Source organism: Flavihumibacter petaseus NBRC 106054 (assembly GCF_000974785.1).
GTDB lineage: Bacteria > Bacteroidota > Bacteroidia > Chitinophagales > Chitinophagaceae > Flavihumibacter > Flavihumibacter petaseus.
The window spans coordinates 214559-229562 of record NZ_BBWV01000001.1; the positions used below are offsets into that span (position 1 = coordinate 214559).

10 protein-coding genes are annotated in these 15004 nt (G+C 49.3%); 8 read left to right on the top strand and 2 right to left on the bottom strand.

Annotated elements, in window-relative coordinates; translation table 11 throughout:
- Positions 1-5: 5 nt before the first annotated feature.
- From FPE01S_RS00855 to FPE01S_RS00880, 6 genes are all read left to right on the top strand, one after another.
- Positions 6-926: a homoserine kinase gene (locus FPE01S_RS00855; protein WP_046367070.1), complete on the top strand. Its 921-nt coding sequence runs from the start codon at positions 6-8 to the stop codon at positions 924-926.
- A gap of 21 nt (positions 927-947) precedes the next feature.
- Positions 948-2240, top strand: coding sequence for a threonine synthase (gene thrC, locus FPE01S_RS00860; RefSeq protein ID WP_046367071.1), 1293 nt, complete (start codon positions 948-950; stop codon positions 2238-2240).
- A 51-nt stretch (positions 2241-2291) separates the two neighbouring features.
- The gene (locus FPE01S_RS00865) at positions 2292-2981 is read left to right on the top strand and encodes a response regulator transcription factor (RefSeq protein ID WP_046367072.1); all 690 of its coding nucleotides are present in this window, start codon (positions 2292-2294) and stop codon (positions 2979-2981) included.
- Positions 2978-4342, top strand: coding sequence for a HAMP domain-containing sensor histidine kinase (locus tag FPE01S_RS00870; RefSeq protein ID WP_046367073.1), 1365 nt, complete (start codon positions 2978-2980; stop codon positions 4340-4342). Before FPE01S_RS00865 ends, FPE01S_RS00870 begins: the two co-directional genes overlap by 4 nt.
- A gap of 96 nt (positions 4343-4438) precedes the next feature.
- A complete protein-coding gene (locus FPE01S_RS00875) occupies positions 4439-4927 on the top strand; it encodes a universal stress protein (RefSeq protein ID WP_046367074.1) in 489 nt (162 codons plus the stop codon).
- Positions 4928-4938: 11 nt separating this feature from the next.
- On the top strand, positions 4939-5856 hold the full coding sequence (locus FPE01S_RS00880) for a bestrophin family protein (protein ID WP_046367075.1): 918 nt from the start codon (positions 4939-4941) through the stop codon (positions 5854-5856).
- Here the strand turns inward: FPE01S_RS00880 and FPE01S_RS00885 are convergent.
- Positions 5853-7829, bottom strand: a complete 1977-nt coding sequence (locus FPE01S_RS00885; RefSeq protein WP_046367076.1) for a S9 family peptidase — start codon at positions 7827-7829, stop codon at positions 5853-5855. The genes FPE01S_RS00880 and FPE01S_RS00885 overlap by 4 nt on opposite strands.
- Before the next feature lie 38 nt (positions 7830-7867).
- On the opposite strand from FPE01S_RS00885, the gene FPE01S_RS00890 reads away from it, so the two are divergent.
- Both FPE01S_RS00890 and FPE01S_RS00895 read left to right on the top strand, forming a co-directional pair.
- On the top strand, positions 7868-9361 hold the full coding sequence (locus FPE01S_RS00890; RefSeq protein ID WP_245623916.1) for an N-acyl-D-amino-acid deacylase family protein: 1494 nt from the start codon (positions 7868-7870) through the stop codon (positions 9359-9361).
- Positions 9362-9498: 137 nt separating this feature from the next.
- A complete protein-coding gene (locus FPE01S_RS00895; protein ID WP_157473851.1) occupies positions 9499-10926 on the top strand; it encodes a T9SS type B sorting domain-containing protein in 1428 nt (475 codons plus the stop codon).
- A gap of 78 nt (positions 10927-11004) precedes the next feature.
- On the opposite strand, the gene rpoB is transcribed toward FPE01S_RS00895, so the two are convergent.
- On the bottom strand, positions 11005-14808 hold the full coding sequence (gene rpoB, locus FPE01S_RS00900; RefSeq protein WP_046368519.1) for a DNA-directed RNA polymerase subunit beta: 3804 nt from the start codon (positions 14806-14808) through the stop codon (positions 11005-11007).
- Positions 14809-15004 lie beyond the last annotated feature (196 nt).

The window sequence follows — 15004 nt, forward strand, 5'->3', positions numbered from 1 at the left end:
AAAATATGCCGAATAATACTGTTACCTTAAACTGTCCGGCCACTGTGGCCAATATGGTCTGTGGGTTTGATATACTGGGCATGGCGTTGAATGATCCGTTTGACAAGATCACCATTTCACTGAGCGGGGAGCCGGGGATCAGGATCAATCACACCGATGAATATCATCTCCCTACCGAGCCTTCCAAAAATGTTGCGGGTGTAGCCCTCCTGGAAATGATGCAGTCCATACCCGAACCGGTTGGCTTTGATATGACCATCACCAAGAATATCAAACCGGGAAGCGGACTCGGTTCCAGTGCTGCCAGCGCAGCCGGGGCAGTAGTCGCTGCGAATGAGTTGCTGGGCAAACGATTCAATGACGCTGACCTGGTACGATTCGCGATGGCGGGTGAAAAGCTCGCCAGCGGGGTAAAGCATGCAGACAATATTGCTCCTTGTATTATGGGCGGGATCACACTGATCAGATCCATTTTCCCGCTTGATATCGTAAGACTGCAGGCACCCCCACTTTTTGTTACGGTAGTGCATCCGCAGATCGAAGTGAAGACTGCAGATGCGCGTCAGATCCTCCGGAAAGAAGTGTTGCTCAAAAATGCTATCCGGCAGTGGGGTAATATCGCCGGGCTTGTTGCAGGCCTTTTGCAGGGCGACTATGACCTGATCGGCCGATCGCTTGAAGATGTAATCATTGAACCCGTCAGGAGCATACTGATCCCCGGTTTCGACCAGGTTAAACAGCAAAGCAGAGAAGCAGGAGCATTAGGCGGTGGAATCAGCGGAAGCGGACCTTCCATTTTCATGCTTAGCCGCGATAAAGCAACCGCTTCACAAATCGCCGGGCTGATGGAGAATATCTATGAGCGTCTCGGCATCGATTACAAAACTTACATCACCACATTGCGTACCCAGCCTTTGGCTGGTTGAGCAACGATACAATCAGCAACTATGCTATTCAATTCACTCGGCGGCAAGACTGCTCCCGCTGATTTCCGGGAAGCTACCATACAGGGGCAGGCTCCTGATGGCGGACTCTATTTCCCCGAAAAACTACCGGCGCTAGATGCAGCTTTTCTGAAGGACCTGAAGAAACATTCCCGGGAAGAGATTGCCTTTCGGGTCATACAGCCATTTGTTGGCAACACCATTCCGGAAAATGATCTCCATGAGATCGTATCAGATACCATTGCATTTCCTATCCCCCTTGTAAAAGTCGACGAATCAATAGAGAGCCTCGAGTTGTTCCATGGCCCCACCCTTGCGTTTAAAGATATCGGTGCGAGATTCATGAGTCGTTGTCTTGGTTATTTTGCCAGGGGCGAAAAAAGAAAGATCACTGTGTTGGTAGCCACTTCAGGGGATACCGGCGGTGCAGTAGCCAGTGGCTTTCATCATGTGGAAGGCGTTGACGTGGTGATCCTGTATCCTTCAGGAAAAGTAAGTCCGGTGCAGGAAAAACAATTGACAACACTGGGTGGCAACATCACCGCACTGGAGGTGGAGGGTAATTTTGACGACTGCCAGCGTATGGTCAAACAGGCATTCCGGGATGAAGCATTGCGCAAACACCGTTTCCTTACTTCAGCTAACTCCATCAATGTGGCGCGCTGGTTGCCACAGCAGTTTTACTATTTCTTTGCACTGCAGCAATGGAATGCCGCAACGCCTCCCGTGATAGCGGTACCCAGCGGTAATTTCGGAAACCTTTGCGCAGGCATTATGGCCTGGAAAGCCGGACTGCCGGTATCGCATTTCATAGCAGCCTGCAATATCAATGATGTGGTGCCCAGGTTCCTTCAGGATGGAAAGTATGTTCCGGAAGCGGCCAGGGCAACCATTTCAAATGCCATGGATGTGGGTGATCCCAGCAATTTTGTGCGGATCCTGGAAATCTTTCGTGAAAACCCCGATGGCTTACATCAGATGCTTTCAGCCGTCAGCATTACAGACGATGAAACCAGGGCAACTATACGGGAGGTTTACCGGGATCTGAATTACCGGCTTGATCCGCACGGAGCGGTAGGCTATACTGCATTGCACCGTTGGCTTGGCGATCATGCCGGAGAATCGGGCTTATTCCTGGAAACCGCCCACCCGATCAAATTCCCGGAAGTGGTTGAAGCGGAAACAGGCGAAAAAATACCCATTCCGGGCGCTTTGCTGCACCTGCTGGACCGCGAAAAGTCGGCAACGCTGATACCCAACCGATATGAAGTGTTAAGAGATCTCCTGTTTAATTGATTTTTAAGCCGCGGTTCTTCCCTGAAAATACAGCCGGCTTACCTTTGCGGGATGGTGAATATTCTCGTAGTGGAAGACGAACCGAGCGTTGCCCTGCTGATCAGGAAGGGCCTCACTGAAAAAGGTTACATGATCAGCCTGGCCCCTGATGGCCTGACCGGACTCGATATGGCCAGGACCCATCATTTTGACCTGGTGATCCTGGATATCATGATGCCGGGAATCAGCGGACTGGAACTGTGCGGAAAACTGCGCAGTGAGGGCAACACTACGCCGATACTCATGCTTACAGCACTCGGCAGTACAGAGAATATTGTAACCGGCCTTGACAAAGGTGCCGATGACTATCTGGCCAAACCATTCAAATTTGCAGAACTGGAGGCGCGGATCCGTGCATTGCTGCGCCGTTACCAGCCCGAAGATACCGGTGACAAGGCTATCCTTTCTGTAGAAGACCTCGTGATGGATACTGATGCGAAAACGGTGAGCCGATCCGGTAAACCAGTACAACTGACTTCCACCGAATTCCGGCTCCTGGAATACTTTATCAGGAATCAGCGGCGGGTACTTAACCGCATGGATATCCTGGAAAATGTATGGGGTATAGATTTCAACATGACCACCAACGTGGTGGATGTTTACATCAACTACCTCCGGAAAAAAATCGACCAGGACCCTGATTCCAAACTGCTCCATACAGTAGTAGGAATGGGTTATGTGCTGAAACCTTCCGCATCATGAGGATACAGGTTAAAACAGCCCTATTGTTCACGGTGATTACTGCCTGCCTGCTGGGGATCATGAGCGTAAGTACCTATCTGCTCACTACAAAATTCGTGAACAACGATTTTCTGAAGCGGCTGGAACTCCGGGCAGTGGTGGCATCCAAAGTATTGTTCGAGCAGGATCACATCAGCAGCAATACCTATGAAGAATTGCGCAAACGCCACCTTGAATATCTCCCCCAGGAAAATGAATACGTCATCCGTACGGACACTATTGACAGGAAAAACCAGTGGCTTCCCGGTTCCTACCTCCAGGCAATCCTGTCAGCAGGCGGAAAAACAGTATACCATCACCAGGGCGATGTCGACTATGCCGGCATACTGTACCACGACGACAACCAGGACTATCTTGTTATCAAGAGCGCGGTGAATGAGTACGGCATCAGCACCAAAAAAAAGATGCGTGATGTCAAACTGGTGAGTTTTATTTCCGGGGTTTTGCTGGTGTATATCGTAAGCCTGTTTTTTGCAAGAAAGGCCTTTCAACCGGTCAGGGAGATTATCCGGAAATCAAAAGAGATCAGTGCCTACAACCTCGATATGCGCCTGGAAGAAAGCAAGGGCGCGGATGAAATTGCCGAGTTGACAAAGACTTACAATACCATGCTGGACCGCCTTGAGACAGCATTTGAAACGCAGAATAATTTTATCAGCAATGCTTCTCATGAACTGAGAACACCATTGACCAGTATCATTGGGGAAGCCGATTGGGCATTGCAGCAGGAACGCGCACCTGCAGCCTACCAGCAGACCATCCTTGAAATTCAGCAGCATGCAGACCGGCTGAATACAATGGTATCGGCATTGCTGACAATGGCGCAAAGCGGGTTCAACGGCAAAAGACAGGAATGGGAAAACATTGACCTGCTGGAACTGCTGCAAGAGGCACTCGAATCAGTACGCCGGTTAAATGGCCAGAATGAATTCAGTGTGGAAAATATCAGCCGGGATGATCAGGCGGAACTGCTGCAGGTATGGGGCTCCCGGAACCTCCTGCTGCTGGCATTGGGCAATATAATTTCCAATGCTGTCAAATATTCCCGTCACCGGAAAGTCACTATCAGGATCGGCCGTAAAGGCAATATGGCAGCCATCACCGTCTGCGACCAGGGAATCGGTATCCCTGACAAGGAAATTGCACATGTTTTCGAGCCATTCTTCAGGGCGAGTAACAGCCAGGAATTTGAAGGGTTCGGTATCGGATTGCCGCTCACCAAAAACATTGCCCGTATTCATGAGGGGTCGATACTGGTACATTCCAGGCTTGGACAGGGCACTGAGGTCACGCTGCACCTTCCCCTGATTACCAGCGCCTGAAGCTTCTAATCCCGCTCTAATGTACTTCTTAAGGTATTCTAATGCCTTTCTTAGCAGCACCTAATCCGTGAGGGTGAGTTTTGTGGAAAAGAAAATATGAAAACAATCCTCATCCCCACTGATTTTTCTGCCAGCTCTTTCGCCGCTGCAGATTACCTGCTCGAAAATCTCGGAAACGAAAAAGTTAATCTCTATTTCTTCCACGCATTTTCGCTTCCGGAATCTGAACAGGACGTTGTAGATAAAACGGAAAGGCCCCATCTCGCTGTATTGTCTGAGTCTTTCCGCCGGGAGTGCTGCCGCCTTAAAAACAATCATCCGAACCTTGTGCAGGCGGGTTACCGGTTCCTTTACGGCAACAGCAAAAAGCAACTCCGGAATTTTATCGAATACAACAATATCAGTCATTACTTCCTGGCTGATGGACAAAATCTTTCCGCCCTGCATCCCCGCAGTCTTGACCTCAGCGGACTCATCCGTAAAGAACTGGAGCAGGTAGAAGTGCTCCGCGAGATATACAGCATCCGCCTGCGTACCGGCCGGGTAAGGCAAGAAGAGCCGGCACTCGAAACTGCTTCTTCCTAAAAATCTGCAACATGTTATTGAAGAAAAATATTCCCTTCAGCTATATCTTTGGCAAGATCAAACACGAACTTGTCTGGATCACGCTGTATGCGGTGCTGATAGTTGTTCTTTACGAAAATTATCACATCACCAGGATTTCGATCCCGATCGCGATCCCCACCATTCTTGGAACTGTTATTTCCCTGCTGCTTGGATTCAGAAGCAACCAGGCATATGACAGGTGGTGGGAGGCACGCCACATCTGGGGCGCGATCGTGAATGACTCACGTACACTGGGCCGGCAGGTGATCAGTTTTACCAGCAACCTGTATGAAGATGAAGCCATCCTGAATTTCAGGAAGCGTATTATAAACCGCCAGATCGCCTGGAACTATTGCCTGGGTGAGTACCTCCGGCGCAAGCCATGCCGTCAGTCGCTGGAAAAAAGACTCAGTACGAGGGACATGGAGTACCTGATCCGCATGGACAATACCCCGGCTGCCATTCTCGACCTGCAGGCCAAAGACCTGAAGATCGCGCTGGACAAGGGATGGATCAATACTTATCAGCAAATTGAAATAGACCGGACCCTAAGCCGCCTGTGTGATGCCATGGGAAAATGTGAAAGGATAAAGAATACGGTGTTCCCAGTAACATACAGCCTTTATATTCACTTCGCGTTGTTGTTCTTTATTGCGCTGTTGCCTTTCGGAGTCATCGAATATTTCGGCTTCTTTGAGGTCCCGCTGGTTGTGGCCATTGCAGCCAGTTTTCTGCTTATTGAAAAAATGGCCATACACCTGCAGGATCCATTCGAAAGTAAACCGACCGATACGCCCATGACGGCGATAGCCAACAGCATTGAAAAGAACCTCAAGCAAATGCTTTCGGAAGAAGTACAGGAACGGGAACGGCAAAGGGCAACCGAAAAAGACTATTACCTTCTTTAACGGAGATACTTGTCAAACCACTGTATATGGCGCTGGTAGCGGTCTTTCAGATAGCTCGGAACCGTGATGCCATGGTATTGTTTGGGATAGATGACCAATTCCGTGGGCACGCCCAGTGATTTCAACGCCTGGTACATTTGCTCTGCACCTGCAACGGGTACGTTAAAATCACTTTCACTTGCCATGAACAACGTAGGCGTTTTGATCCTGTCGGCTTTGAAAAATGGATAAGATACGGCGATCCATTTTTCAGGTTTCTGCCAGGGAGCGCCAAGTTCCTTTTCGTATTGCGTAACATACTGATCGCTTCCATACAGGCTTAACTGCAGCGAACTTCCTGCACCACTTACCGCTGCCTTAAACCGGCTGTCTGTGGCAATAGTATAATTGGTGGAGATACCCCCATAACTCCAACCGGCAATACCCATGCGGTTCTCATCCGCCACACCCGTCTGAATGAGGTGATCAGCAGCACCGATGATATCCATTACCTCCCTGTTTCCCCAGTCTGCGTAAATAGACCTGATATAATCAACGCCTCTGCCACTGCTGCCGCGGTAGTTCACCCCTGCCACGGCATAACCTGCAGCTGCATACATCAAGCGGGTGAAATCAAAATCGAATTCATCCTGTCCGACGGGTCCGCCATGGATGAACAGGATCAGGGGCAGACGCTTTCCTTCAACGGCATCAGCAGGTGTATACAGGATTCCCGACACTAATGTGCCATCTTTGCTTGTTGAGCGGAATCCCCGGACCTTTGGCAATACCAGGGGTGCCAGGAAAGAATCCTGCACATGCGTGATCTGTTGCAGTTTTCCGTTTTCAAGCACTGCAAGTTCTGCGGGGCGGTCGGGTGTACTCATCACGGTAATCCAGGCATTACGCAATGGGTGATCTTCCAAAGCATAGAAACTTCGCTCTCCTTCGCTGAGTATAGTCACTTTCTTGCCCGCCGTTTCAACTGAGATCACTTTTACCTGCCGGTCGTCTTCCATGAGCATCACGAGGTTTTTGCCATTCACTGACCAGTGCAGATCGCGAACAGGCCGGTCTGCCTTGTCTGTCATCAGTTGTTTTTCTCCCCCGGCGGAGGGAACAACCGCAGCCATTTTCTGACCATACATGGTGAACGGTTCATCACTGGAACTCTGCAGATAGGCGATCGATTTACCATCAGGGCTCCACAAGGGATCACTATCCTCACCTTTCCAGGTGGTCAGTTGTTTCGCAGGAGCACCAGGACGGTTCTCCATCACGAAAATATCTGTGTTCTCATTTCTGTCCGGCAGGTCAGAGCGATTGCTTTCAAAGGCAATCTGGTTACCATCGGGACTAAACGTGGCATTGCGTTCGTTATAAATGCCACGGGTGAGGGTGTCCAGTTTTTTATTGTCGAGTCCAAACAGGTACAGATGGGTTTGTGCGCTGTCGAGATAACCTTCCGTATCCTGCTTGAAATGATAGCGGTTGATGACATAGGGTTTGCGGATTTTGGTACTGGCTGAATCACTGAAATCCGGGTCTTTGATTGACAGCAGTAGTGATTTGCTGTTAGGTGACCAGTCAAGGTCTTCAATGGAACCTTTGATGTCGGTCAGCTTTTTTCCTTCTCCTCCCCTGCGGTCAAGCAGGTAAACCTGCCCGGATTTGTCTTCCCCTCTTGTCGCTACAAATGATATGAAGCGGCCGTCAGGGCTCCACCTGGCCTGGGAAGCCCCGCTTCCGTCAAAAGTCAGCTGTACCTGTTCCTTTCCATCCCAGGATATCATCCACAGATCGGACTTGTTCTTGTCTTTTGCACTGTCAACAGATTGCAGTGTAAACAGCACCCACTTGCCGTCGGGAGAAACTTTCGGGCCTGACGGTTCCTGGAGGCGATATACGTCAGAAGGTCGCAATGCTCTTTTCGTTTGTGCATCAAGGGTAAAAACCGACAACATACCCGCAAAAAGACAAGTTAGGAGTTTCATATCCTCCAAAATACCTAAGTTTAAGCAAACTGCCTTTCATGCATAGACAATTCTTGTTGTTTCTCTTCCTGGCGAGCGGCCAGCTGCTGTTTGGCCAGTATGATATCCTGATCATTAACGGAAAGATATACGATGGTACAGGCAACTCCTGGTACTATGGCGATATTGCTGTATCTGGTGGCAGGATACAACGGATCGGCAAACTCACCAATGCCAGCGCAAAAGACACTATAAACGCCAAAGGCCTGGCTGTAGCGCCGGGATTCATTGATGTACATGGCCATATTGAAACCGGCATTTTCAGTCAGCCGACAGCTGACAATTATATTTATGATGGCGTCACTACCGTAATCACCGGTAACTGCGGTGGTTCAGAATCTGACATTGGTGATTTTTTCCGCAGGGTGGACTCGCTGAAACCTTCCATCAATGTCGCATCCCTTGTCGGCCACAATACAGTACGCAATGCCGTAATGCAAAGAGAAAACAGGGCGCCCCGTCCGGAAGAATTACAGGCGATGGAAAAATTGGTGGACCAGGCGATGAAAGCGGGTGCAGTTGGCCTCAGTACTGGTCTGATTTATATTCCTGGTGCATACGCCAAAACTGAGGAAGTGGTGGCGTTGGCAAGAGTTGCAGGTTATGATAACGGTGTATACGCGTCTCATATCCGCAATGAGGAAAGCCAGGCTGCAGAAGCCGTAACAGAAGCGATCAATATTGGCATTGAAGCGGGAATTCCCGTTCAGATTTCTCACTTTAAGGTTAGCGGAAAAGCGAATTGGGGAAATTCCAGACAGACACTCGACCTGGTGAAAGCAGCCCGCAGTAATGGTTACGATGTCACCATCGACCAGTATCCCTATACCGCGAGCTCCACCAATCTCGGCGTCAGGCTTCCGGATTGGGCCTTTGCAGGTGGTAACGACTCGTTTATGGCCAGACTGAAAGATCCCGGGACGAGAGCCCGTATCAAAAAGGAAATGTTGCAACAGCTTGCTGACTACAAGTATAAGAACTATTCTTACGCTGTAGTGGCGAATTATTCAGCTGATACCGGTTATAACGGGAAAAGCATTACCGAAATCAATGCGCTGAAAGGAAGGAAAAAGAACAGGAATGAGGAAGCAGAAACCATCCTCGACATGATGGCCGGTGGCGGCGCACAAATGATTTATCACGGGATGGATGAAGGTGATGTAAAATATATCATGGGTTATCCCTTTTGCATGGTGGGTGCCGATGCAGGCGTTCCTGTACCGGGAAAGGGCATGCCGCACCCCCGTGCTTATGGCAGCAATGCGAGGGTTCTTGGCAAATATGTGCGGGAAGAAAAAGTAATGAGCCTGGAAGAAGCGATCCGCCGCATGACTTCCCTCGCAGCCCGCAAATTCCATCTCAGGAACCGCGGGCTTTTACAGGAAGGTTTCGCGGCCGACATCGTGATATTTGACCCCGTTACGGTTAGCGACCATTCGGTTTACGTTCAACCCCACCAGTTCTCTTCAGGTTTCACGTGGGGATCCTGGTGAATGGGCAACCAGTACTGGCCAACGGAAAACACACTGGTGGCAGAAACGGGATTGCCCTGAAAAGAGATCTTTAAAAAGAGACGAAACTTTCGATCATATAAGCAACGTTTACGATGTAATCTGGTGTCTCTCAAAAGGTGATTTCCAAGTATCTTTTCCAGGTTGTTATGGTTACCGGTGCCCTGCTGGCCGCCATGACAGTTGCTGCCCAGTTTGAACTGCCGCCGCTTCAACCGGAACAGGATGCCTGTAACGCTCTCTACCTTTGCGGAAACAGCTTTTCCACCCCCTATAGTTACCAGGGGCCGGGCAGTAAGGTCGACTTTACTTCCACACCCTGTGGTGGCGAGGAAACCAATTCCATGTACATGATGGTCAAAATTGGGGGACCTGGAAAACTGTGTTTCGATATCATTCCCAAAGAACCCGGCGACGACTATGATTTTGCTGTGTTCAACATTACCAACGGCAGTTGCGACAGGCTCGCCGCTTCCCAGATCGTCAGGTGCAATTTTAATAACAACTTTGATGGAAGCAATGTGGATGGTATCGTTGGCATCAGGAAGGGATATAATGAAACAAGCGTGCAAGGCGGTACATTTCAGCATTCCTTCCTGAAACCGATCGATGCGCATACAGGTGACACCTACCTGATCATGATCAACAATTTTGGCAATTATGCCAATGGTGGTCCCAGTCAGGGTTTTACTATCGATTTCTCCCAGTCGGATGCCTTTTTTGATGGCAGCAGGGTACCAACGCTGGAAAAGATAAACAAGAAATGTACGGATACCGAACTGACCTTTTCACTGACCCTTCCGGTGAAATGCAGTTCGGTTGCCGCAGATGGCAGCGATTTTCGGATAACCCCGGCAGTTGGCATTGCAAAGATTGAACCCCTGAATTGTAATGCCCTGAATGGCTATACCCGCCAGGTGACCATTACATTTTCCAATCCTCCGGCACCGGGTAACTATATGTTACATGTACAAAAAGGCAGTGACGGCAACTCAGTGGTGGACCTGTGCGACCATGAAGCAGAAGAAGCGACACTTCCTTTCACTATACCCCGCCAAATCACGCCGGGATTTCTGATGGCTGATACGGTGAAGTGTTCTTATGAACAGGTATGGGTGGGACCAACCGCAATCTTTGAATCCTATAAATGGAGCACCGGGGAAACGACACCCACTATCCTGGTCGATCTACCGGGAAAATATCAGCTGAATGTCATTGATTCCAATGCCTGTACTGCCGTTGCGGAGATCAATGTGAAAGATTCGACTTGTCCGGAACACATTTTTGTTCCCAATGCTTTCAGTCCCAATGGTGATGGCCTGAACGATAAGCTCAAGGCGATCTTCCAGGGGGACGCGCGAAATTTTCAGTTCAGCGTTTTTGACCGTTGGGGTAAAAAAGTTTATGAAACAACTGATATTCATAAATACTGGGACGGAACTGTGAACGGCACCCCCATGCAGCAGGGCACCTATGTCTGGTATTGCAGGTATGTGCTGTTCAGAAAGCATGAAATGAAGCGCGGCACTGTGCTGCTCATACGATAATCACGATCGGGATGTACATGAGCCAACAAAAAAGGGAACCTTAAATAGGTTCCCTTTGATTTTATATCAGGTCATTTATCAATCGAATTTCAGATCGAGACCAAGACCTCTCAACTCATGAATCAATACGTTGAAAGACTCTGGAACACCTGCTCTCGGAATATTGTCGCCCTTAACGATCGCCTCATAGGTCTTCGCGCGGCCGATAATATCATCCGATTTGATGGTAAGCAGCTCCTGGAGGATGTTGGATGCACCATACGCTTCCAGTGCCCAAACTTCCATCTCACCAAAACGCTGACCACCGAACTGTGCCTTACCACCCAGCGGCTGTTGTGTGATGAGACTGTATGGTCCGATTGAACGGGCGTGCATCTTGTCGTCAACCATGTGATGCAGCTTGATCATGTAGATGATACCCACGGTAGCTTTCTGGTGGAAGCGATCACCGGTTTCACCATCATACAGGTGGGTGTGACCCATCATCGGAATACCTGCTTTGGAGCAATACTGTTCGATCTCGTCGGTTGTAGCACCATCAAAGATCGGTGTTGCGAACTTCACACCAAGTTGCTCACCGCACCAACCGAGAACGGTTTCATAGATCTGTCCAAGGTTCATACGACTTGGTACACCCAGCGGGTTCAACACGATATCCACCGGCTCACCATTCTCAAGGAACGGCATATCTTCCGCGCGTACGATCTTGGCAACGATACCTTTGTTTCCGTGACGACCCGCCATCTTATCACCCACCTTCAGTTTACGCTTCACAGCGAGATAAACCTTGGCAAGTTTCAATACACCGGCCGGAAGTTCGTCACCGATGGAGATATTGAATTTCTCCCTCTTGTAACGGCCCAGTTCTTCGTTGTATTTAATGCTGTAGTTATGCAGCAGGATGTTGATCTGGCTATCAGTTTTCTCGTCGCTTGTCCAGCCCAGCGGGTTAATGTTCAGGTAGTCAAGTCCTGCCAGGTTCTTGGCAGTGAATTTGGCACCCTTGCCGATCTGTACTTCGCCGAAGTTGTTGCTTACGCCGGCTGAAGCTCTTTCTTTCAGCAATGTCTGCAATTTGCTCAGGAGTACTTCCTGGAGGTCAGCAGTATTTTTCTCGTGCACTTTTTCTACTTTTTCCAAAGCAGCTTTTTCACGCACTTTACCGTTCTTGTCTTTCTTCGCACGCTGGAACAGTTTCTTGTCGATTACCACACCTTCAACACCATTCGGCGCTTTGAGAGAAGCATCTTTCGCATCACCGGCCTTGTCACCGAAGATGGCACGGAGCAGTTTCTCTTCAGGAGTGGGATCGCTTTCACCTTTAGGAGTGATCTTACCGATCAGGATATCTCCTTCCTTCACGTGGGCGCCAATCCGGATGATACCGTTCTCATCGAGATCCTTGGTAGCTTCTTCAGAAACGTTCGGAATATCGGGAGTCAGTTCTTCTTCACCGAGCTTGGTATCGCGAACTTCCAGTTCGTACTCAGAGATGTGGATAGAAGTGAAGAGGTCTTCACGAACTACTTTTTCATTGATCACGATGGCATCCTCGAAGTTGTAACCTTTCCAGGGCATGAACGCCACTTTGAGGTTGCGGCCCAGGGCGATTTCGCCACCCTGTACTGCGTATCCTTCGGTGAGGAAGTCTCCTTCTTTCACCTGCTGGCCTTTCTTAACGGCAGGCTTCAGGGTGATAGAAGTTTCCTGGTTGGTCTTCTGATATTTTGTAAGGCGGTAAACCACGAGGTCTTCCTCGAAACTTACCAGTCTTTGTTCGTCGTTCCGATCGTAACGGATATGAATTTCGTTACCATCAACATATTCCACCACACCATTTCCTTCAGAGAGGATCTGAACGCGTGCGTCACGGGCAGCTTTTGCTTCCAGACCGGTTCCAACAAATGGAACCTGGGGCTTGATCAGCGGTACAGCCTGACGTTGCATGTTTGATCCCATCAACGCACGGTTGGCGTCATCATGCTCCAGGAAGGGGATCAGAGATGCACTGAGACCCACGATCTGGTTCGGCGCTACGTCCATATATTCAACATCACCTTTGTCGAGGATCGGGAAATCACCGGTTTCGCGGCTGATTACCTTTTCTTCCACAAACTCACCTTTTTCGGAGAGCGGTGTATTGGCCTGGGCGATCTTGGCAGTATCTTCTTCTTCAGCACTGAGGAACGTAAGCTCCTTCATGTTCACTTTGCCATGGTCAACCTTGCGGTAAGGTGTTTCGATAAAGCCCATCTCGTTGATCTTCGCGTGAACGCAAAGGGTGGAGATCAGACCGATGTTCGGACCTTCCGGTGTCTCAATGGTACAGAGACGGCCATAGTGGGAGTAGTGTACGTCACGTACTTCGAATCCGGCACGTTCCCGGCTCAAACCACCTGGTCCGAGCGCCGAAATACGACGCTTGTGGGTGATTTCAGACAAGGGGTTTGTCTGATCGAGGAACTGGGACAACTGGCTGGTTCCGAAGAAGGAGTTGATTACGGAAGAAAGCGTACGGGCATTGATGAGATCCACCGGGGTGAATACTTCATTGTCGCGAACGTTCATTCTTTCGCGGATGGTACGGGCCATACGGGCCAGACCAACACCAAACTGAGCATAGAGCTGCTCTCCCACTGTACGTACCCGGCGATTGCTCAGGTGATCGATGTCGTCGATCTCAGCCTTGGCATTCGTAAGGCGTACCAGGTATTTGATGATCTCAATGATATCTTCCTTGGTCAGTACTTTATGGTCAAGGGGATAATTGAGGTTGAGTTTACGGTTGATTTTGTAACGGCCAACTTCACCGAGGTCATAACGTTTGTCGGAGAAGAACAGCTTGTCGATGATACCACGGGCAGTTTCGTCATCCGGAGCATCAGCACCGCGCAACTGGCGGTAGATGTGCTGAACGGCTTCGAGTTCGCTGTTGGAAGTATCCTTGTTAAGGGTGTTGTAGATGATGGCGTAATCTCCACCAACGTCTTCACGCTGCAGGAATACACTTTTCACATCCATATCAACGATCATTTCGATCGCTTCTTCATCAAGGATGGTATCACGCTCGAGCACCACTTCGTTCCGCTCGATGGACACAACCTCTCCGGTATCTTCATCAACGAAATCTTCCACCCAGGTACGCAGCACCCTTGCAGCGAGTTTCTTACCCAGGTATTTCTCCAGGGCTTTCTTTTCACCTTTTACTTCGTCGGCCATGCCGAAAAGTTCGAGGATGTCTTTATCCGTTTCAAATCCGATAGAACGCAGCAGCGTTGTAACGGGAAATTTCTTTTTGCGGTCGATGTACGCATACATCACGTTGTTGATGTCTGTTGCGAATTCCATCCAGGCACCTTTGAAAGGAATTACCCTTGCAGAGTAAATCTTGGTACCGTTGGGGTGAATGGACTGACCGAAGAATACACCGGGTGAACGGTGCAACTGGGATACAACCACGCGTTCAGCACCATTGATCACAAAGGTGCCTCTCGGCGTCATATAAGGGATATTGCCCAGGAATACGTCCTGAACGATAGTCTGGAAGTCAACGTGTTCTTCGTCGTTACAGCTCAGGCGGAGTTTTGCCTTGAGCGGAACGGCATAAGTGAGACCGCGCTCCATACATTCTTCAATAGTGTAACGGGGCGGATCGATAAAGTAATCCAAAAACTCCAGTACAAAGATGTTCCGGGTATCGGTGATGGGAAAGTTCTCCTTAAATACCTTAAACAGGCCTTCGTTGTTACGTTTGTCGGGAGTGGTTTCTAACTGAAAGAAGTCTTTAAACGATTGAATCTGCACTTCCAGCAGGTCAGGCGCTTCAGCAAGGTGCTTAATCTTGGCAAAGCTGATCCTGGAGTTCACTTTTGTTGAAGACATATGTATTTTAAACCGGTTTTTTATTTTGATATACTCATCTCCTGCCTGCTCCTCATCACGCACATCAACTTCCGATCGATCTGATTTGCAGGAAATTACGAATAAATGGCCATTTGCAAATTCCCGTGGACAGTTCAGAATATATGAAAACGGAGGGCAAAGTTAAGGATTTTCCTTGGTTTGCAAAAGAAATTGG